Genomic DNA, 21,269 nt, shown 5'->3' with positions numbered 1-21,269 from the left:
TAAAGATTATTTTGACTATTGGTTCAATGCTGCCAATGCCGCATCATAGTTTGGTTCGTTTGCAATCTCAGAAACCTGTTCTGTGTAAACCACTTTATTGTTTTCGTCTGTAACGATTACTGCACGGCTTAACAGACCTTTTAAAGGAGAATCCGTAATAACTACCTCATAGTCATCACCAAAGCTGCTTCTGAAATCTGAAAGTGTTTCAACGCTGTTCAATCCTTCTGCTGCACAGAATCTTCCTAATGCGAAAGGAAGGTCTTTAGAAACGTTAATTACTACTGTATTTTCTAATTTTGAAGCTTCTTCATTGAATTTTCTGCTTGACGCTGCACAAGTAGGAGTATCAATGCTTGGGAAGATATTGAATACTTTTTTCTTTCCTTCAAAAGTTTGCAATGTCTTTACATTCAATCCTGAATCTACCAAAGCAAAATCTTTTACTTTACTTCCTACCGCCGGTAAAGATCCTATTGTGTGTACTTCGTTTCCTTTTAAAGTGATTGTCGTTGACATAATATTTATTTTTTTTAGTTTTTCAAATTTAATCAAAAAAGATTTTTTCCACTACCTGCCTAAGGTTAAATTAATCATAAAGTAACAATTAATATTGCATAATCAGTTTTAAATTCATGAAACCGTTATGCCACTTCCCAAAACTCATGTATGAGTTTTTAATGCAATCCATTCCTTCAATATAAATTTAAAGGAATTATAGTCTGTTTTTTTATGTAAAAACCTCAAATAAAACAATCATATTTAGTAAATTTGTGGGACTTAAAATTTCAAATAAAAAATAACAGTATAATGTCAGAAAAATCAAAAATCTATTACACACTTACTGATGAAGCTCCAATGCTGGCTACACACTCGTTTTTACCAATTGTAAAAGCTTTCACTAAATCAGCAAATATTGAAATCGCTGTTCCGGATATTTCTTTGGCAGGCAGAATTTTAGCAAACTTTCCTGAATTCTTAAAAGACGACCAAAAAATTGGTGATGCTTTAGCTGAACTAGGAGAATTGGCTACTCAACCTGATGCGAATATCATCAAGTTACCAAATATTTCTGCATCTGTTCCTCAGTTGGATGCTGCTATTGCTGAATTACAAGCTAAAGGTTTTGCAGTTCCAAATTATCCTGCTGAGCCTAAGAATGATGATGAAAAGGCAATCAAAGCTAAATATGCAAAAGTTTTAGGAAGTGCTGTAAACCCTGTATTAAGAGAAGGAAATTCTGACAGACGTGCTCCGAAAGCTGTTAAAAACTATGCTAAAGCAAACCCTCACAGAATGGGTAACTGGGCATCTGATAGCAAAACTGACGTGGCTCACATGAACAATGGTGATTTCTACGGTACAGAAACTTCTACAACGTTAGAAAATGCTACAAAATACAGAATCGTATTCAAAGGAAATGAAGGTGAAACAGTATTGAAAGACTTCGCAGGTCTTCAGGCTGGTGAAGTAATCGATTCTTCTGTAATGAACCTTAATGCATTGAAAGCATTCGTTCAGGAAGCTATTGAAGAAGCTAAAAACAGAAACGTACTTCTTTCTGCTCACCTTAAAGCTACGATGATGAAAATCTCTGACCCAATTATTTTCGGGGCTATTGTAGAGACTTTCTTCAAAGAGGTATTCACTAAATATGCTGAAACTTTCAAATCTTTAGATATTAACCCAAATAACGGTCTTGCTGATCTTTTCGAAAAAATCAAAGGAAATGCTCAGGAAGCTGATATTAAAGCTGATATTGAAAAAACACTTGCTGACGGACCAAGAGTAGCAATGGTAAATTCTGACAAAGGAATTACTAACTTCCACGTACCTTCTGACATCATTGTAGACGCATCTATGGCTGCTTTAGTAAGAGGCGGAGGTAAAATGTGGAACAAAGACGGAAATGAAGAAGATACAGTTTGTATCATTCCTGACCGTTCTTACGCTGGTTTCTATCAGTCTGTAATTGATGATATGAAAGCACACGGAAAATTGGACCCTACAACAATGGGATCTGTTCCAAACGTTGGATTAATGGCTCAAAAAGCTGAAGAATATGGTTCTCACGATAAAACTTTCCAATTATCTGCTGACGGAATTGTAGAAGTTCAGGATGAAGCTGGAAACGTCCTTCTTTCTCAGAAAGTAGAAAAAGGTGATATCTTCAGAATGTGTCAGACTAAAGATGCTCCTATCCAGGACTGGGTAAAATTGGCTGTAAACAGATCAAGATTATCTGATACTCCTGCTATCTTCTGGTTAGACAAAGGAAGAGCTCACGACAGAGAAATCATCAAAAAGGTAGAAAAATATCTTGCTGACCACGATACAACAGGTCTTGACATCAGAATCCTTGATGTAAAAGATGCAATGACTGAAACATTAAAGAGAGCAAGAGAAGGAAAAGATACTATTTCTGTTTCAGGAAACGTATTAAGAGATTACTTAACTGACCTTTTCCCAATCCTTGAACTTGGTACTTCTGCTAAAATGCTTTCTATTGTTCCATTAATGAACGGTGGTGGTTTATTTGAAACAGGTGCCGGAGGTTCTGCTCCAAAACACGTAGAGCAATTCCTTGAAGAAGGATACTTAAGATGGGATTCTCTAGGTGAATTCTTAGCATTACAGGCTTCTTTAGAGCATTTAGCACAAACTCAGGGGAATACAAAATCTCAGGTGTTAGCTGATGCATTGGATGAAGCAAACGCCAAATTCTTAGCTACTGATAAATCTCCTGCAAGAAAAGTAGGACAAATCGATAACAGAGGTTCTCACTTCTATTTAGCAATGTATTGGGCTGAAGCTTTAGCAAACCAGACTTCTGATGCTGAATTAGCAGCACAATTCGCTCCTGTGGCAGCTGCAATGCAGGAAAACGAAGAGGTAATCAATGCTGAATTAATTGGTGCTCAAGGTAAGCCTCAAAACATTGAAGGTTACTACAAAACTGATACTTACAAAACGTATGCGGCAATGAGACCAAGTACTGTTTTAAATGAAATCATTGACGGAATCTAATCTTTAGAGACTCTATTCATCATACAAAAACCTCGCAATCTGCGAGGTTTTTTGATTTTAGCAGTATTCCGTTCTATTTTTTGTGATTTTTTATATATTTACAAGAATAAAACTCATTATTATGAAAAACTCACTCCTTCTTTTACTAACTGCCTTATTAATCTTATCCTGCAAACAAAATCCTAAAAGGGATCAACCTGGAACAGCAGAAACTACCTCAGAAAAAGAAATTCCTGTAGATTTTGATTGGTTAACCGGAAAGTGGAAAAGAGCAAACGAAAAAGCAGGAAAAGAAACTTTTGAAAACTGGAACAAAATAAGTGCTACAGAATATTCGGGAATTGGATTTACCCTACAAAAAAAGGATACCATCAGCAAGGAAACGATGAAGCTTGTTAGTACCGATGGAAAATGGAGTCTATTGGTGAAAACGCCAAAAGAAAAACAATTCATTGAATTCAAAATGACTGAACAAAAAAACAATGAATTTGTGTGCATTAATGATTCTTTAGATTTTCCAAAACGAATTCAGTATTCATCAGAAGGCAAAAAATTAAAAGCTGTTATTTCTAATGAAAAAATGAATATTCCTTTTGAGTTTGACCCAATTAAATAATATCAAAAAAGCTCCTTTTTAAGGGGCTTTTTTTGTTTTGTATTGCCACGAATACACAGATGAAATATTATAACTCTAAAAGCCTAGGAAACTATGTGGTTAAATATTTTTATCACAGAGAGGTTATTTGAAAACAGCATATTCCTTACTGAGAATCTTTGATTCCCTTGCGCCTTAAAAACAGCTAACATAATAATTCTTTGTGCCTTTACATTTTCCAACTTAAAATTTTTCAAACACAAATATCACTAATTTTTTCACAAATATTACAACCCTATTATTGCGAACAAATCAACTTTGAAAGGTAGTTTTAATAGGTTTGGAAACGCTAAGGCGCAAGATGTTTTTTAATGATTTCCCAAAAGGCGTAAAGATTTTATCGCTGATAAAATTGTATGTTGCTTACCTATTTTCATAATAGCTTTTGAGTAAATAATCTCCAGTATTGAATGTATTATTTAATTCATAAAGCTTTCCGGAATCCATTCAAATGCAACTCCTTGTTTCTTTGTAAATCCTAAGCCGGGCCATGGTAAATGACAGGCAAACGCTCTGGTTTTACTATCAGCTAACTGCTGTAAAAGCTTTTTCCTTGAAGTGGTTGCAATATCAAGATCTGTATCTCCGGAAAATCCCCATTCGGGATGTGGAAAAAGAAGAACGTCAGAATGGATGAGATCTGCAATATACATCAGTTTCTCATTCCCGGAGGATATTGTGGTAACCGTTAACCCCGGAGTATGCCCCGGTGCGAGCTGAAACTTGAAATTATCATAAAATACATTGTCGAGATCATAGAATTTTAACCTCGGTTTAATTGTCTTTAATATATTTTGTAACGCAGGAATTATCTGACCCAGCATTTCTGGTTTCGCTTTTAAAGCACTATTATTAAAATCTTTAATAGACGCATTCATCCAGAAATCGTATTCAATTTTTGAAATGAAAATAGCAGCATTGGGAAAAACAAAATTATTCTGCTTATCCACCACTCCACCAATATGATCCGGATGGGCATGGGAAATAAATACATCAGTAATATCTTTTGCTGAAAAACCTGCTTTTTGGAGACTTTTCAATAAAAATCCGGATTTTTCATCTGAAAAAACACCTAAACCAGTATCAAATAATATCAATTTGCTTTTTGTTTTAACGAGCAAAATATTCATCGCCATATCAATATAATCTTCTGATCTAAAATGATCTTTAAGAATAGCTTTTAACTCGAAAACATTCGCTCGTGGAGAAAATGAACCCACATCTGTTTCATGGATATATCCGTCCGTAAGAACGAATAGGTCCAGTTCTCCCAATTTAATCTTTTTATATCCGGACAGATCCTCTTCAATTTTTTTCAGAACGGACTTGGATTCTGCAAAAACATTGGAAAAAGGAACCATGCTTAATCCACCTGCTAATAAGCTCTTTTTTAATAAGTCTCTTCTATTCATGATATATTGCTTTTCAATTTTCTTCAATAACAAAAAAACTGAGCTTCCGTTATTCAGAAACCCAGCTTAAGTGTAATTTTTAGTTATTTACTAATTTCATTGACCCTTCAGTATACCTTTCTCCTACATTCGGATACTTTTTAAGGATAGCATCAATGGTATTCAGATCAGACTGGGAAAGATCGATATTAACGGCTGCAATATTTTCTTCAAGATATTTGATTCTTTTAGTTCCCGGAATTGGAATAATATCATCTCCTTGATTCAATACCCATGCCAGCGCCAACTGAGTTCCTTTCACTCCTTTGGAAGCTGCAAATTCATTGATTTCATTTGCCAATTTGGTATTATTTTCAAGATATTCCTGTTGGTAACGGGGTAATGATTTTCTAAAATCATCATCATCAAGGCTTTGCACTTCATTGATATTGGCAAAAAGCCCTCTCGCCAATGGTGAATAAGGAACCAAGGAAATTCCTAAATCTCTGATCGTTGGTAAGATTTCGCTTTCAACATCTTTCGTAAGGATAGAATACTCGGATTGTAATGCGGCAATTGGATGGATTTTATTTGCTTTTTTAATAGATTCTGCTGATGCTTCAGATAATCCAAGATATTTCACCTTTCCTGCTTTTACCAATTCTGCCATTGCTCCTACTGTTTCTTCTACCGGAACATTGGGATCCACTCGATGGGCGTAATACAAATCAATAGTATCTATTTTCAATCGTTGAAGGCTTAAATCTACTGCCTTTCTGATCCATTCCGGGGAACCGTCAAAATAAGTCCCGGGAGCACCACTGTGACTTGCCGTTCCATCTTTAAAGCGGAATCCGAATTTTGTAGCAATAAAAATCTTGTCTCTATTCGGTACTAAAACCTTAGAAATCAGTTTTTCATTTTCTCCGTTAGCATACATATCCGCTGTATCCCAGAAGTTGACACCCAAATCCAGTGCTCTATGCAAGGTATTGATACTTTCCTGCTCGTCTGCGGGACCGTAAGCAAAGCTCATCCCCATACATCCTAAACCAATAGCAGAAAGCTGCTCGCCTGTGTTTCCTAATTCTTTAAATTTCATGATGGTATTTTTTAAAATTTGATTAGGACAAAATTAGAACATGAAGCTGTGACCCACGGTATAGAATTCAAACCAAGAATTATAAATTTCAAACAAGGCTAGATCTCAATGCATTTGGCGTTATTCCCGTTTGTTTTTTAAAGTAATTGGTAAAATAAGCCGGTTCTTCAAAACCCAATCCATATGCAATCTCGGCAATATTCCAGTCTGTATGAGTAAGTAAAGCATTGGCTTCCTGAATGATTCGCCCGGTAATCTGCTGACTGGTCGTTTTCCCCGTAATTTCTTTTACTGAACGGTTTAAAGAATTGACATGAATGGAAAGACTTTGTGCATAATCATTCGGACTCTTTAATTTCAAGAATGCATCAGGGCTATCAATGGGAAATTGTCTTTCCAACAGTTCCATAAATAAAGAAGCAACTCTTTGCGAAGCATTTTGATAGGGTTCAAAAGTTTCTGCCGGACGCATTTTCATCGTTTCGTGAATCATAAGATGAAGATACGCTCTCAGCATATCATATTTATGAACATAATCTGATTGTATTTCTGTTGTCATTTTGGTAAACAGATCAGAAAGAACCTCCTGCTGTTCATCATCCACAAAGAAAACGGGAGTTCCTCCAATCTTAAAAAGCGGGGAATCCTGAAGATTTCCCAAACGGTTTCCATTCTGCAGAAAAGTCTCTGTAAAAAGGCAAAACCAACCTTTCTGATCTTCATCATCTGCTTCCCATGAATAAGGAACGATAGGATTCGAAAATAACAAAGCAGGACGTTCCACACGGATCCATTTGTCTGCATAATGAAGCTTTCCCTTTCCTATAATTAATGATATTTTATAATAATCTCTTCTACTATAGGGTGATAACAGAGCACAATGCTCTCTTGAAAACACATTAAAATGTCCCATACCAACAGCACCAATACATTGTAAATTATGATTGGGAGCATTTCTTTCGTAAAAACCTTCTAAAGATTCACTTGATTCCATATTTCAAAGTTATAAAATTCAAACATACCAAAATATAAAATGATTGTGTTAATTTTTAAATATTGGAAAGACGAGCAAAGAAAACCTATTCCTTGATTGATCGGATCTTTGTTAGTATGCTTAAACTTAAAAAACTTATTATTATATAAAAAATGACCGACACGAATGCCAGTCATTTAAATAGTGAATATATATAATAGTTGATAATGGTCTAGTCCCAATGATCGTGACCGTGGTGCTTATGTTCCTTTTTGTATTGTTTAGCTCTTTCTTTATAATATTTATCCTGTTCCTTACGGTATTTTTTATAATTTTTATAGTCATTTTTACTTCTACCGTATACAATTACCGGATTTTGTCCTCTGTAATATTTCTTTTTAAAAACCAGGTATTTTTCTCTTCCAAGAATTCTTTCCAGTTCAGAATATCTGTCACCTCTCCATCTTCCCGGATCTACTACATATACTCTGTTCCATGTATCATAATCACGATATCTGTCATTTAATACGTAGATCTGCTTCGCCTGCACACTTGAAAGCACTAAATCTGTGATTACATTTTGCCAGTTAACATCCGAAATACTTCGTCTGTAATCATTATAATAATCTGACTGGGCATAGCTCAGACTGAACGTCCCAATCAAAAATGCTGTTAGCAAAAACTTTTTCATTTCATTCCTCTTTTAAATTAAACATGTTGACATAGTCAATTAAAGTGCCAATTATCATTCTGAATTGCCAATATTTGTTAATAAAAACTTTAAACAACTGATTATCTTCAAAATAATTTATATTATCATATCACTTTTACAGTTAATAATTAAAAAAAATTAAGATTATTATTTTTCGAAAGATGATTAAACAGATTGAATTTGCTGAAAGTTTCAGTCTAGAAACTATGAATTAAGACGATCATGATTGATAATTATATTTTTAATCATCCTAAATTCCCTACTATTTTAACTTTTCATCATATCCTTATAAAATTCGTTAAGATTATCAAAAAGCTTTACATCGTATCAATTAATTTTGTAATTTTAATGGAGAGATTACTTTTGAAAGTTTTCAAAAGTGTTTTTTTAATCAACCAAATCTTTATCATTATGGAAAACATAAAATTTACGGTATCTCCATATCAGGATGAATTGCAGCTACTTATTGACGGAAAAAAAGCAGGATATATGTCCATAGAGGTTGATGGAAGACTTCTTATTGTATATTATACCAAGCTTGACGAAGAACGTGAAGGGAAAGGATATGCCAAATTATTGCTGGATGAGCTGGTACGTTATGCGGAAGAAAAAGATTTGCTTGTAGACCCTGAATGTGATTTCGTTCGTCAACAATTTGAAAACCATCCAAGGAGATATAAAGACATCTGGCATGCCTGATCAGTCTTCCCACCAGGTAGAAAACTGCTGATCAGATCCGTTTAAAACAACCACCTCCCCGATCATCGGAGTAAGGATATGTAATTCTTTTTCTTTCCCAAGGCTTGTAATCTTTTGTAAAGGTTCATTCCAAGGATGAAGAGCAAGCGCAAATTTTGCAGCATGCACTGGAATAATATGTTCTGCCTTTACATCTATTGCAGCCTGAATTACGTCTTCAGGAAGTGTATGAATATATCTCCATGCTTCACCATACTGTCCGTTTTCGAGAATCGCATAATTGAAAGGACCATATTTTTCTCCGATCATTTTAAAATGGGTATCATAGCCACTATCACCACCCAAAAATATTTTCTTTGTAGGAGTATCAAGTACGTAAGAAGTCCAAAGTGTGTCATTCTGTTTTACTCTTCGACCGGAAAAATGTCTGGCTGGTGTAAATATCAGTTTTATATTATTCTTGAGTTCGATTTCTGTTCCCCATTCTTCTTCAATGAGTTTATTTTCAGGATATCCCCATCTTTCAAAATGCGCTCCTACTCCCAGTGGAACAACAACCTTTCCTGTTCGTGATCTGATCGATTTCACTGTAGGATAATCCAAATGGTCAAAATGATCGTGAGTAATCACCAGATAGTCAAGATCCGGAATATCTTCTGATTTGAAAACATCAGAACCTTTAAATGCTTTATTGAAATATTTAAAAGGGGAACCATACAGGCTCAATACCGGATCTATGAGGAAGGATACTCCGTCAGTCTGTATATAATATGATGAATGCCCCAACCAAATAAAAACATCCTGATTTTTATCTAATTTCCTTAAATCTGTATAAACTGAGGGAATTTCTTTAAGAGGCTTCAACAAAGGATCTTTCTTTCCAAATAGGAAATCTAAGGTCACCTTTGTCATATTATATCCCTCTGCAATGGATGGAGTATGGCTGATATTTTGAAATTTATTTTTTCCATAGAGCTTCGATTGTCTGATTCTTTCGAGTCGTTTTCCTTTTGGCACTCCTCCAAAGGCTTTCCCATTTATTACGATAAAATAAGATATGATCAATACAACCACAATCGTGACAATCCAATACATCATTCAAAAATAAACATCAAATTTATAGACTTTTATCTATAAATGAAAATATGTACTCATTGAGTCTCTTTTTTTAACTAAATTTATCACGTATTTCAGAAAGTTTATTATTCATTTAAGGGATGATTAACTATAAACTTTCTAATTTAGCAGCTTAAAAACTCAAAGATATATTGAAAAATTATTCGATAATATTTATTTTGGCTACACTTTCGTCATGTGCATCTATTAAAAGGCATAACGAACAGCGTGCTTCATACATTCCCCCTGATCGGCTTAAAGAGGATGTAGATTATGCTTATGCAAAACTACAGAAAATGCATCCTCAGCTGTACTGGTATATTCCTAAGCAACAATTAGAACATAAACTTGACAGCCTGAAACAAACCCTTACGGAGCCCCTTACTCCACTTCAGTTTTATTTTAGGTTTCAACCTGTAATTGCGGATATTCGTGAAGGGCATCTTTCATTAAGGATACCCAGAAAAAAGTTTACAAAGAGTGAAATTAAAAAATTAGAACATCAAAAAGGATTGTTCAGCCGTTTTGAATACTACATTTCCGATGATCAGATGTATATTATTCAAAATAATGATTCTATTGAAAATATTCAACCCGGAACAGAAATTTTGTCTATCAACAATGTCCCGGTTTCAACTTATATAAAAAAATACAGAAGCCTTATCAGTAGTGATGGTTACAATACTACTTTTCAACCCTATTTTTTAAAAGATCTGTTCTTTAATTACTATACCGCAGAAAATGGATTGGAAAATAAAGTAACCTTAGAGACTATTTATAAAGGTGAAAAACATTCATATACCTTAACTAGAGAAACTAAATCTGACACTGATCTAGAGAAAGATAAGGAAATGAAGAAACGTACTCAGGAAAGAAAACTGAATGATTATGTAGCTTCCAGCAATTCTTACAACCGAAGTTTTAAATTTCTGGATAAAGACAGCTCTATTGCTTATATAAAAGTGAAAAGTTTTTCAAGGGAGTATTCAGAAGAGTTTTATAAAAAAACATTTTCAAAGATTAAAAATGCAAAGTCGGATTACCTCATCATAGATGTTCGTAATAATTACGGAGGTTCTCTATATGAGATCAATAATCTGTATTCTTATCTTGCAGACAAACCTTTTACTCTGATAAAACCATCACAGGTGACATCAAGAGATGTTCCTTTGAGAACCAATTATTTCAGGAAAAGCACTCCTCTGGAATTTGCCTTCAAAAGTATTGCTTATCCTAGCTATTTCTTTGCCCAGGCATTCAGTACTTATAAAAAAGAGGGAAAAGTTTTCTATAAAATGAAAGCTGATAAACCTATGAAACCTAATAAAGAAGCTTTCAACGGAAAGGTATTTGTTTTGATCAACGGTGGTAGCTTTTCTGCATCCTCTATCATTACAGCAAAATTGAAAAATGATAAAAGAGCAATTTTAGTGGGTGAAGAAACCGGTGGTGCCAATGATGGAACGGTTGCCGGATTCTATTCTTATCAGAAACTGCCCAACTCAGAAATAAGATTTCCTATCGGATTGCTACTTGTACAGCCTAATATAGAGTTTTCCGATTCTAAAAAAGGAGTTGTTCCTGATGTTTCAATTAAAGAAAATATGCAGGATATCATAGATAAAAAAGATCCACAACTGGATTGGATCAAAAATGAAATCGCCAAGGAAAAGGCAAAAATTTAATCATTTATTTACATCATAATCAGTTTCGGCGGGCTTTCAGCCCGCCGAAACTATTTTCATTCTTTTAATTCTTTAAGAAGTGATTCAATATGCCTGATATATTTGCCATAGTAATGGTGAAACCAATATTTGCCACAAAAGAAAAGTAGAAACAACCCTATAATCACAGAAACGATCAATATAAGAGCTACGTTCATTTCCCCTAAGGGTTCTCTCCACGGTATGAATTCCAAAACGATAAGCATTTCACAAACTATAAATGGGGCAAAACTGATATAATAGGATAGATAATACTGTTTATTCAGATTAAGCTGATTTATGAGATCTTTCAGAGAATCGTAGGTTTTAAGCTCTGTATTACTAATATCATTGTACAGTTTAAAAAATTTACTGAAAAAGAAAATGGTAACAATCAGCATGGAAGCAATTAAAACAGTGATATATAACTGTAATTTAAAAGGTCTGCAAATTGAACAAACCAAAAAGGCAAAGACAAAGATTCCGATGATCCACCAGAATTCATTACGCATATTTTTACGTACCTTTTCAAGAGGAAGATGTATTTTATTTTGTTGTTCTATACTAATTTCCGGAGTTTTATCCGTAATATCTTCATTCCATGTATTTTTCAATTCATCTATATTCATTGGATTGTTGATTTAATGTGGTTAATTATGTTGGCTTAAGATATCTTTAAGTTTATTTTTTGCCCTGTTCATTTTCACTCTTACATTTCCTTCGGAAATGCCCATCTGATCGGCAATCTGTTTTCCCGAGAAATCTTCCAGATAATAAAAAATAAAGGCTTTGTCAATAGGATTAAGCTGCTGGATGGCATTATACATTTTGGCTAATCTTTCCTCCTTACTATAATCATAGTCTTCCTGAGTGATAACATAATTGGAAACATCTTCATTTGCTATAAAACTTCTCCGCTTATTGGTTTTAAGGAAAATAATAGCTGTATTTAAAGCAATTCTGTACAACCATGTTGAAAATTCACTTTCTCCCCTGAAGCTGGAATATGCTTTCCAAAGCTGATAAGTAATTTCCTGAAAAAGGTCATCCTGATCATCTTTTTCAGACATGTACATCTTAGAAATCTTAAAAATGATTCCTTTATGCTTTTCTATTGTACGGATAAACTTTTGCTCTGGTGAGGTCATAGCTTGTTACTCTATAGAGTTAGTTTTCGTTTAAAAAAATTGTTACAGAATATTTGAAAAAAATAAAAAAACCTAACAGAAAATACTGTCAGGTCCTCATTGTGTTTTGAGTTTTTACTATTTTTTAGGATAGTACAAGTCGAAATAATTTTTGTAGTTAGTAGAGAAAATTTGAAAATGTTACACTATTTCAAAACAAAGCCGGACATTTTTTTTGTCCGGCTTTGTTTCTATTTAGAATATATTTTTAATTCACCCTGTTTAAAGCTCTTTGTAAGCTTACAAGATCAATAAAGTCCAATTTTGCACCAATGATGATAATGATTAAAAGAACAAATGTCAAAAATAAAATAATGAATATATACACCGAAACAAACCAAATAATTGTATTCAATATATTCCCTTTTACACCCATTTTATTCATGAAAAACTTCTGTGACCTCTCAAACCAAGTTCTTTTCTTTTCAGCTTTATGCTTTATTTCCAAACCATTTAACTCATCTACGAGGCTTATTACATCATCTATATACCTGCCATACATATAATAGATCCAGTATTTAATGATAAAACAAACCAACAGTAAAGTAATCAAAAAGCTAATCCCGAAAATAGCTAAGTTATACTCTATATCAAAATGGAAATTGATCTTAATAAGAGATAGTAGAAAAGCAAGCGGAATATAGGAAATGTAGTATGAGATATAGATTTCTTTCGATATAAGAAGCTGGGTTTTAAGATTAAACAAATCGTAATTTGTATTAATGCTATTCTTTTGAAGCAATTTGTAAAGCTTAAGAAAACGAGAATAAAAATACGTTATAAAAGCCACTGTAAGCACCGTGACAAATGCAGAGATAGTTCTGATATTAGAGTCTGCCGAAGCAAAAGGGACACTGGTAAACAACAAAGGTAAAGTAATGACCATAAGCCAAAACTCAGTCTTCATATTTATTTTCAGCATCTGAATAGGAGAATGTATCTCTCGTTGTTTCTCCAGGGAAATTTCAGGTTGATCCTTACCTGTATCTTTATTCCAAAGTTCTTTAAAATTTTCTAACTCCATGTTCATATGTGTTAATTTGAACCCGCAGTCTGCTTGGATATAATTTCTTTCAATCGTTCTTTTGCTCTTTTAAGCTTCACTCTTGCATTTACTTCTGTTATTCCCAGCTGTCGGGCAATTTCCTTTCCCGGGAAATCCTCAAGAAAGAAAAAAATCAAAGCCTTATCAATAGGGCTTAGTTGATGAATTGCATCATACATCATCTTCATATTCTTATCATCCGTATCATTATAAGGTTCCTGCTTAGCATTCAATCCATCAATATTCTGATTCTGTATAAAACTACGCTTTTTTTCACTTCGCAGGAAAACAATTGCAGTGTTCAGCGCAGTTCTATAGAGCCAGGTTGAGAAATCACTCCTCCTCTGAAAATCACCATACGATTTCCAGGCTTGGTAAATAATCTCCTGATAGAGATCATTCTGATCGTCCTTATTATCCATATACATTTTAGAGATCTTGAAAATAACACCTTTGTGCTTCTCAATTTTCGCTAAAAATTCTTTTTCCGATCCAGACATGATTTACACACTAATCCTTAGGGCAATACTTTATACAAGTTTCACCTTTATTTATAACACAAAAATTCTAATTCCAGCCATTAAATTAAAAAATCCTTAAAGAACAGCGAAGTTAATTAAGGATTTTTATTTTATGTTAAATACAGCTTGAGATTTATACTAGAAAATATAATCTGTGCTTAAAAAGTTAGAATCATGATCTCTTACAATAGTATTTAATAATTCTTTATTGGATTCCGTAAGTTTTGCAGCCACCAAAGAACGAATTGAAAATGAGCGCAATGCATCAAAAACAGAAAGAGTACCTTCCGCACTATCTTTTCTTCCCGTAAATGGAAAGACATCCGGACCACGCTGTGCCTGACAGTTGATATTCACACGACTCACGAGATTCACAAACGGATCTATCAGCTTTGCCACTTCTTCTGGATCTTCACTGAAAATACTTACCTGCATCCCGTGTGAAGCATTCACCTGATATTCTATAGGTTCTTCAATATCTTCGAAAGGCACCACAGGAATTACCGGACCAAACTGCTCCTCATGATACAGTTTCATATCACTGTTTACGGGATAAACCACAGCCGGAAACACGAAAGACTCCTCTGTATACCCACCATCTTTATTCAAAACCGAAGCTCCTTTTGATAATGCATCTTCAATACATTCATGAAGATAAGGCGGCTTGTTTATTTCCGGAAGCGGCGTTACTTTTACATCTTTTTCCCATGGTAACCCTGCTTTTAAAGCGGAAACAGCTTCACTTAATTTTTTTGTAAATTCTTCTGCAATTTCTTTCTGAACAAAGATTAGTTTTAAAGCTGTACAACGTTGTCCATTAAAGGAAAGCGCTCCTAAAATACATTCAGATACAGCAACATCAAGGTTTGCATTTTTAGTAACAATCGCTGCATTTTTTGCATCAAGACTTAAAATAGCTCTTAAACGATTTACTTTTGGATGTAGTTTCTTCAACCCATTAGCCACTTTACTTGAACCGATAAATGCGAGTACATTTATCTTTCCGCTTTCCATAATTGGAGTAATTATTTCTGAACCTTTACCATATAAAGTATTCACAGTTCCTTTCGGAAAAGCTTCTTTGAAAGCGTTTAACAGCGGATAATGTGCTAGCACACCATGTTTGGGAAGTTTAAATAAAATTGTATTCCCCATGATCAATGCTGGGATCAAAGTAGTAAAAATCTCGTTTAAAGGATAATTGAAAGGTCCCATACTCAGCACCACTCCAAGCGGAGCTCTTCTGATCTGGGCAATGGTTCCTTCCGCCTGCTGGAAACGCGAAGATTCTCGGTCTAAATCCTTGAGTGCATCTATAGTCTGATTGATATAATCTACCGTACGATCAAACTCCTTTGTAGAATCGGCAAGTGTTTTTCCAATTTCCCACATCAATAGTTTAATGACAAGATCCCGCTGCTGGATCATCAGATAAACAAATTTCTGCATACACTTGATTCTGCCTTCTACAGACATCGTTGGCCATTCTCCAAGTCCATTATTATAAGCCTTTACACAAGCTTCCAATACCTCCATTGCATCATCAGGACCAATATTGGGTATGCTGCCCAATAGTTTCCTTTCCAGTCCGTTTTCTGTAGGAATGCAAACCGGGGAATAAATATTTTGAGTTTCTCCCTTCCACTCTATCAATTCTCCATTAAGAAGATAAACTTTCTGATGTATTTCTGGAACTTTGTATTCCTCGGGAATTTCACTTTCACTTTTAAAAATGTTTTGAAACAATGCTTTGTTTTCTGAATTCATAAGTGTTTTCATTTAATAATTTAACTCTACTTTCTGAATAATAAAGGTAGAGGGAAAAATTCAGTTTCAGGACAATGATTCAATAGATTTGTTCTATTTACAAGCTATTTGAACTAAAATTAATGTGGCTAACCGAAAAAAGAATAATTTTGTTAAAAATAAATTTTCAATGTTTTCAAAAATAGTTTTCGGTACGTTTTTCTTTTGTTCAGTATTGGTATTTGCTCAAAAATCTAAGTCTATCAATACTGTTATGCTAAAAGGAACGCCTGTACGTACTTATGCCAAGTTACCGGAGGTAAACAAGCCGGCTCCTAAATTCACTCTTACGGATGTTAATATGAATGATCAAAGCTTAGATGCTTATAAAGGGAGATATGTTATTCTCAATATCTTTCCAAGTGTAGATACAGGTGTTTGCTCTGCATCTGTTCATCATTTTAATGAAGAGGCAGGAAATCTGCCCAATACGGTTGTTCTTTGTATTTCCAAAGATTTACCTTTTGCTCAAAAGAGATTTTGTGGAGCTGAAGGTATAGATAATGTGGTCATGCTTTCAGATTTCCGTTCAGATTTTGGGTGGAATTACGGAGTTGAAATGATAGAATCTTCCATGAAAGGTCTACTAAGCAGAGCTGTTGTAGTGATTGATCCTTCCGGAAATATAATCTATGAAGAGCAGGTACCGGATATTTCTCAGGAGCCAAACTATGCTGCAGCTATTCAGGCTGTGAAAAGCTAAGCTTCTAATATAAAATAATAAAATAATCGCCACCAATGCACGAATAATTAACAGTGTATGGGTGGCAATTATATATTTATAGATAGATAATGTATAAACATTCGTGTATTAGTGGCAAAAATAAATGCTTATATGTTTACTTCTGTCTTTTTTTCTTTTTAGTAGTGATAATGAGTACTCCATTTTTTGCATCTTCACCATACTCTTTTACTGCATCTTTATATTGAAGTATACGAACGCTCTCAATATTCTTAGTATCCAATTTATTAACCTCTTCTTGTGATATTTTTTTATTGTTTACTAAAACCATTGGTCTTTCCTTTGTGGAAACAGGTGCTCCAATTCTTAAAGGAACCACTTTATGGGATGGTTGACAGATCGCAATTTTGCCAACATTCATTTGTTCGACACTTTTACTCTCCTGAGCATTCATTAAAGTTCCGCTCATCATTAATAATCCTAACGTTATTTTACCTACTATTGAAGGACTTAAGTCCCTTTCTAGTTGATCTTCGCGGAATCTTCCACAAATATCACTTCCAGAACTAAAGGTATTAATAAGCTCTTCATCAGAACATTCTGTAAAATCAAAAACGTTTCTGGAACAAACAGCACAGAATTTTCCTTTCTCATCCTCGCTCATGTTATCCCAGTTTTCATGACATGGTTTAGGTATTGTAATTTTCATAGTATATCTTTTACTATAAAAAAGATGTAATAATGATGAAAAAGGTTGGAAAAGTTGTGAAAAATTCCCTAAAGCTAATATGCACGAATCCCATTTAACTAACTGTAAATCATACTAATAAAAGTATAAATATTGTGGATTCGCAGTAATAAAAAAGCTTGCTGGAAATTTTGGATTTTCTTGCGCCTTCAAGCATCATAAAAACTTAAAAAACTTTGCGTCATTGCGATTTTCCAGCCAAACAATCTACAGACATCAGTGAAAGCACAAATTGTTTTACTTAAGCATTAAAGCAACTTTCTTCCGGAAAATAAAGATGATCAGCCCGGATAGCAAAAGTGCAGCTAAAGAAACACCAATTACTATCCCTCGAAATTCTTTGGTATCTGCTGCATGAATCGCGTCTTTTTCATCTACCTTTAAAAGATCTGAAGGATATAGATGCAGTCTTTTGTTTAAAATAGGATCATAAAAGCCATACTTTTTTGCCATCTGATATTCCTCCATCGCATCTTTTTTCTTCCCCTCTAAAAAAGTAACATTTCCCAGATCAAACAAAAGCTGTGCTATGATTTTGTCTTTGGGCTTTACTAAAGCCATTCTTTCTTTCACTTGGTCATAAAGCTGCATTTTGAGAGTCTTAAGCTCATTCGGCGTAAGGCTGGACTTTGGGGATTCTTCATTTCCAAAATCTTGTCCAATAAGATTCATCGAGGAGATATAACGATCTCCCTTTATATGAGTTTTCAGAATATTTATATGAATCCATTCTGAAGATAAACGTCCCTTAGGGTCTGCTTTTAAAGCTTTTTCAATCCATTGAATTGCTTCCGTATTATTGCCTGCCATTTCAAAGGCTGTTCCCATATTGGAATAGGTAGAGTATCTGCCAGGTTGTATAGATTCAATTTCTTTAAGCTGCTTTATTGCTTCGTTGTATTTTCCTAAAACGATCAGGATATATCCTCTATTAGACAGAAAGTCCAAATCTTTTGTTCGATGGTACTCATACCTCTGCCTATGCTGATATATTTCCAGTTTCTCCTTGTCTAAAAATTGACGCTCATATGGAACTTCACTTGTAATATCCTCATAAGCTAAATCTTTGCTACTTGGGGGTGGACCGTCTTTAACACCACAGATAAAACGAACCTGTAGGATTGACAGTAAAGTAAACATAAAAACAAGTTTATTCATCATACATATTGTGCTTTGGTGGTTGTTATAAGCTTCAAAAATAATAAACTTTAGAATAACAGGTAAAAAAATACTGTTTTTAGATTAGCCACGAATATACAAATGATTTATTAGTGTATCCGTGGCTTAAAAAATCAGCGTAATACTTTCTGAAAATCTCAGATTTTCTTGCGCCTTAAAATATCATAAAATTCAAAAATTTTTGTGCCTTTGTGAATTTTCAACAAAGAAACAGTTTCTTAATTATGACAAACTTTTCATTGTGAACAAGGCGAAGAAATCCCTACTTTGAAAATGTAAGTGGATCTCGTTGGAAATCGCTAAGACGCAATTGATATTAAAAACTGGATGCTGTAAGGCGCAAGGATTTTATCGATGATAAAATTGTACACCGTTTTTAGATTAGCCATTAATGCACGGATTCTTTTTTATTCGTGCATTAGTGGCATAAAAACACTATAAAGATTAACTGCTTTTTATTTCTACAGAGTTTAAACATTTATTAAAAATAAAAAAACCTGCTTCACAGCAGGCTTTCTTTATATATAGAAGTATTTATAGTAAGTTTTCATCTACCAGATTAGGAAGGGTTACCTTTAGATTTGGTTCTACTTCCATTGCTCTTTTAATAGCGAAAATAGCCCCTTCATTTCTTGCCCAGCTTCTTCTTGAGATTCCGTTATTTACATCCCAGAAAAGCATAGATTTTAATCTTCTGTCGGCGTCTTCGCTTCCATCTAGTAGCATTCCGAAACCTCCGTTGATTACTTCTCCCCAGCCTACTCCACCACCATTGTGAATAGAAACCCAGGTTGCACCACGGAAACTATCCCCAATAACGTTATGAATAGCCATATCTGCCGTGAATCTTGAACCATCGTAGATATTGGAAGTCTCTCTATAAGGAGAATCTGTGCCGGAAACATCATGGTGATCTCTACCTAATACTACAGGACCTATTTCACCGTTTTTAATAGCTTTATTGAATGCTTCGGCAATCTTCATTCTTCCTTCTGCATCGGCATAAAGGATTCTTGCCTGTGAACCTACAACTAATTTATTTTCCTGTGCTCCTTTAATCCATTGAATATTATCCTTCATCTGCTGCTGGATCTCTTCAGGAGAGTTTTTGATCATTTCCTCTAATACCGCACATGCAATATCATCGGTTTTCTGTAGATCTTCCGGTTTTCCGCTTGTACATACCCAACGGAACGGACCGAATCCGTAATCAAAACACATAGGTCCCATGATATCCTGAACGTAGCTAGGATACTTGAACTCTCTTCCCAATGTAGGATTATCTGCCATTACATCTGCTCCGGCTCTTGAAGCCTCCAGTAAGAAAGCATTTCCGTAATCGAAGAAATAGGTTCCTTTTTCTGTATGTTTGTTGATCGCTGCAGCGTGTCTTCTCAATGTTTCCTGAACTTTTTCTTTGAATAACTCAGGGTCTTCAGCCATCATTTTGTTAGATTCCTCAAAACTTTGTCCCACTGGATAGTATCCACCAGCCCAAGGATTGTGTAGAGAAGTCTGATCTGAACCGATATCGATTCTTAAATCTTCCTGATCAAATTTTTCCCAAACGTCAACAATATTTCCAAGGTAAGCTAAAGAAACAGTTTCTTTATTCTCCTGCGCTTCTCTTACTCTCTTTACCAGCGCATCAAGATCTTCATAGATTTCATTTACCCACTTCTGATCATGACGGATTTTTGTAATCTTTGGATTTACTTCCGCACATACCGTAACACAGCCGGCAATATTTCCTGCTTTAGGCTGAGCTCCACTCATTCCTCCTAAACCTGAAGTCACGAAAAGTCCTCCTTTTGGCTCTTTATTGATTTTTCTGAAAGCATTTAAAGCTGTAATCGTTGTTCCATGAACGATTCCCTGCGGTCCGATATACATATAACTTCCTGCCGTCATCTGTCCATATTGAGTCACTCCAAGTGCATTGAATTTCTCCCAATCATCCGGTTTGGAATAGTTTGGAATCATCATTCCGTTTGTTACTACAACTCTTGGCGCATCTTTATGGGAAGGAAATAATCCCATCGGGTGTCCGGAATACATTACCAAAGTTTGCTCATTGGTCATTTCGGACAGATATTTCATTGTCAACAGATACTGTGCCCAGTTAGAGAAAACTGCTCCGTTTCCACCATAAGTAATCAGTTCATGAGGGTGCTGAGCTACGGCATAATCCAGATTGTTCTGAATCATCAACATAATAGCTTTTGCCTGCTCAGATTTTCCCGGATAATCTTCAATAGATCTCGCTTTCATCTCATAATCCGGACGGAAACGATACATATAAATTCTTCCGTAATCCTCTAATTCCTGCTTAAATTCAGGGATTAACTCTGCATGAAACTTCGGATCGAAATAACGTAAGGCATTCTTTAATGCCAGTTTTTTCTCTTCTTCACCTAAAATTTCTTTACGCTTCGGAGCATGATTGATATTTGTTTCGTATGGTTTTGGTTGTGGCAGCTGATTAGGAATCCCCTGCTGTATCTGTTCTTGAAATGTCATATTGCTATTTAAAGTTCTATGTTTTAAACAATGTTTGAAGTCTTAAAGATATTCAAAATATGAAAAATAGACAACAAAAGAGGGGAAAAGCAAAAATACAAAGCAGGAAAAGATAAGAAAACTGATTATCAATCCTATGAAAATATAATCGACAGTATTTTTTTAATACTATATTTGAATAAACGCACTTATATTCCCCTTCC

The 21,269-nt window shown here is 34.6% G+C and carries 19 protein-coding genes; 5 read left to right on the top strand and 14 right to left on the bottom strand.

What is annotated here, in order from left to right; genetic code table 11:
• Window positions 1-15: 15 nt before the first annotated feature.
• On the bottom strand, window positions 16-519 hold the full coding sequence (tpx, locus tag BBI01_RS02685; RefSeq protein WP_065393132.1) for a thiol peroxidase: 504 nt from the start codon (window positions 517-519) through the stop codon (window positions 16-18).
• Between the two features lie 291 nt (window positions 520-810).
• Here tpx (BBI01_RS02685) and BBI01_RS02680 point away from each other — a divergent pair, with 291 nt between their 5' ends.
• Window positions 811-3,027 carry an NADP-dependent isocitrate dehydrogenase gene (locus BBI01_RS02680; RefSeq protein WP_065393131.1) on the top strand — a complete coding sequence of 739 codons (2,217 nt, stop codon included), beginning with the start codon at window positions 811-813 and terminating at the stop codon, window positions 3,025-3,027.
• Window positions 3,028-3,148: 121 nt separating this feature from the next.
• Window positions 3,149-3,643 carry a DUF6265 family protein gene (locus BBI01_RS02675; RefSeq protein WP_065393130.1) on the top strand — a complete coding sequence of 165 codons (495 nt, stop codon included), beginning with the start codon at window positions 3,149-3,151 and terminating at the stop codon, window positions 3,641-3,643.
• 458 nt (window positions 3,644-4,101) lie between these two features.
• On the opposite strand, the gene BBI01_RS02670 is transcribed toward BBI01_RS02675, so the two are convergent.
• The 4 genes from BBI01_RS02670 to BBI01_RS02655 form a co-directional block, all read right to left on the bottom strand.
• Window positions 4,102-5,094 (bottom strand): MBL fold metallo-hydrolase, encoded by a 993-nt coding sequence (locus BBI01_RS02670; protein ID WP_065393129.1) that lies wholly within the window; start codon window positions 5,092-5,094, stop codon window positions 4,102-4,104.
• A 79-nt stretch (window positions 5,095-5,173) separates the two neighbouring features.
• Window positions 5,174-6,175, bottom strand: a complete 1,002-nt coding sequence (locus BBI01_RS02665; RefSeq protein ID WP_065393128.1) for an aldo/keto reductase — start codon at window positions 6,173-6,175, stop codon at window positions 5,174-5,176.
• Window positions 6,176-6,263: 88 nt separating this feature from the next.
• Complete coding sequence (locus BBI01_RS02660) at window positions 6,264-7,169, bottom strand: helix-turn-helix domain-containing protein (RefSeq protein ID WP_065393127.1); 906 nt, start codon at window positions 7,167-7,169, stop codon at window positions 6,264-6,266.
• 211 nt (window positions 7,170-7,380) lie between these two features.
• Window positions 7,381-7,839, bottom strand: coding sequence for a hypothetical protein (locus tag BBI01_RS02655; protein WP_065393126.1), 459 nt, complete (start codon window positions 7,837-7,839; stop codon window positions 7,381-7,383).
• Between the two features lie 432 nt (window positions 7,840-8,271).
• Here BBI01_RS02655 and BBI01_RS02650 point away from each other — a divergent pair, with 432 nt between their 5' ends.
• Complete coding sequence (locus BBI01_RS02650) at window positions 8,272-8,559, top strand: GNAT family N-acetyltransferase (RefSeq protein WP_065393348.1); 288 nt, start codon at window positions 8,272-8,274, stop codon at window positions 8,557-8,559.
• Here BBI01_RS02650 and BBI01_RS02645 read toward each other — a convergent pair whose 3' ends face one another.
• Window positions 8,560-9,654 carry an MBL fold metallo-hydrolase gene (locus BBI01_RS02645; RefSeq protein ID WP_228393924.1) on the bottom strand — a complete coding sequence of 365 codons (1,095 nt, stop codon included), beginning with the start codon at window positions 9,652-9,654 and terminating at the stop codon, window positions 8,560-8,562.
• 200 nt (window positions 9,655-9,854) lie between these two features.
• On the opposite strand from BBI01_RS02645, the gene BBI01_RS02640 reads away from it, so the two are divergent.
• Window positions 9,855-11,360, top strand: coding sequence for a S41 family peptidase (locus BBI01_RS02640; RefSeq protein WP_228393923.1), 1,506 nt, complete (start codon window positions 9,855-9,857; stop codon window positions 11,358-11,360).
• A gap of 56 nt (window positions 11,361-11,416) precedes the next feature.
• On the opposite strand, the gene BBI01_RS02635 is transcribed toward BBI01_RS02640, so the two are convergent.
• The 5 genes from BBI01_RS02635 to BBI01_RS02615 all read right to left on the bottom strand — a co-directional run bounded on the left by BBI01_RS02635 (window position 11,417) and on the right by BBI01_RS02615 (window position 15,898).
• The gene (locus BBI01_RS02635) at window positions 11,417-12,007 is read right to left on the bottom strand and encodes a hypothetical protein (protein ID WP_065393123.1); all 591 of its coding nucleotides are present in this window, start codon (window positions 12,005-12,007) and stop codon (window positions 11,417-11,419) included.
• Between the two features lie 21 nt (window positions 12,008-12,028).
• Complete coding sequence (locus BBI01_RS02630; protein WP_065393122.1) at window positions 12,029-12,526, bottom strand: RNA polymerase sigma factor; 498 nt, start codon at window positions 12,524-12,526, stop codon at window positions 12,029-12,031.
• Window positions 12,527-12,773: 247 nt separating this feature from the next.
• A complete protein-coding gene (locus BBI01_RS02625; RefSeq protein ID WP_065393347.1) occupies window positions 12,774-13,589 on the bottom strand; it encodes a hypothetical protein in 816 nt (271 codons plus the stop codon).
• 11 nt (window positions 13,590-13,600) lie between these two features.
• Entirely contained in the window at window positions 13,601-14,110 is a 510-nt protein-coding gene (locus BBI01_RS02620) for an RNA polymerase sigma factor (RefSeq protein ID WP_065393121.1), read from the bottom strand.
• A 159-nt stretch (window positions 14,111-14,269) separates the two neighbouring features.
• Entirely contained in the window at window positions 14,270-15,898 is a 1,629-nt protein-coding gene (locus BBI01_RS02615) for an NADP-dependent glyceraldehyde-3-phosphate dehydrogenase (RefSeq protein WP_065393346.1), read from the bottom strand.
• Window positions 15,899-16,067: 169 nt separating this feature from the next.
• On the opposite strand from BBI01_RS02615, the gene tpx (BBI01_RS02610) reads away from it, so the two are divergent.
• Window positions 16,068-16,640 (top strand): thiol peroxidase, encoded by a 573-nt coding sequence (tpx, locus tag BBI01_RS02610; RefSeq protein ID WP_083189992.1) that lies wholly within the window; start codon window positions 16,068-16,070, stop codon window positions 16,638-16,640.
• A 136-nt stretch (window positions 16,641-16,776) separates the two neighbouring features.
• Here tpx (BBI01_RS02610) and BBI01_RS02605 read toward each other — a convergent pair whose 3' ends face one another.
• From BBI01_RS02605 to hutU, 3 genes are all read right to left on the bottom strand, one after another.
• Window positions 16,777-17,328: a hypothetical protein gene (locus BBI01_RS02605; RefSeq protein WP_065393120.1), complete on the bottom strand. Its 552-nt coding sequence runs from the start codon at window positions 17,326-17,328 to the stop codon at window positions 16,777-16,779.
• 276 nt (window positions 17,329-17,604) lie between these two features.
• Window positions 17,605-18,528, bottom strand: coding sequence for a tetratricopeptide repeat protein (locus tag BBI01_RS02600; RefSeq protein WP_065393119.1), 924 nt, complete (start codon window positions 18,526-18,528; stop codon window positions 17,605-17,607).
• A gap of 552 nt (window positions 18,529-19,080) precedes the next feature.
• The gene (gene hutU / locus BBI01_RS02595; RefSeq protein ID WP_065393118.1) at window positions 19,081-21,066 is read right to left on the bottom strand and encodes a urocanate hydratase; all 1,986 of its coding nucleotides are present in this window, start codon (window positions 21,064-21,066) and stop codon (window positions 19,081-19,083) included.
• Between the last annotated feature and the right edge of the window lie 203 nt (window positions 21,067-21,269).

Origin of the sequence: Chryseobacterium artocarpi (assembly GCF_001684975.1) — a bacterium.
Classification (GTDB): domain Bacteria; phylum Bacteroidota; class Bacteroidia; order Flavobacteriales; family Weeksellaceae; genus Chryseobacterium; species Chryseobacterium artocarpi.
The sequence above is the reverse complement of the archived record's forward strand: the minus strand, read 5'-3'. Positions and strand labels throughout refer to the sequence as shown.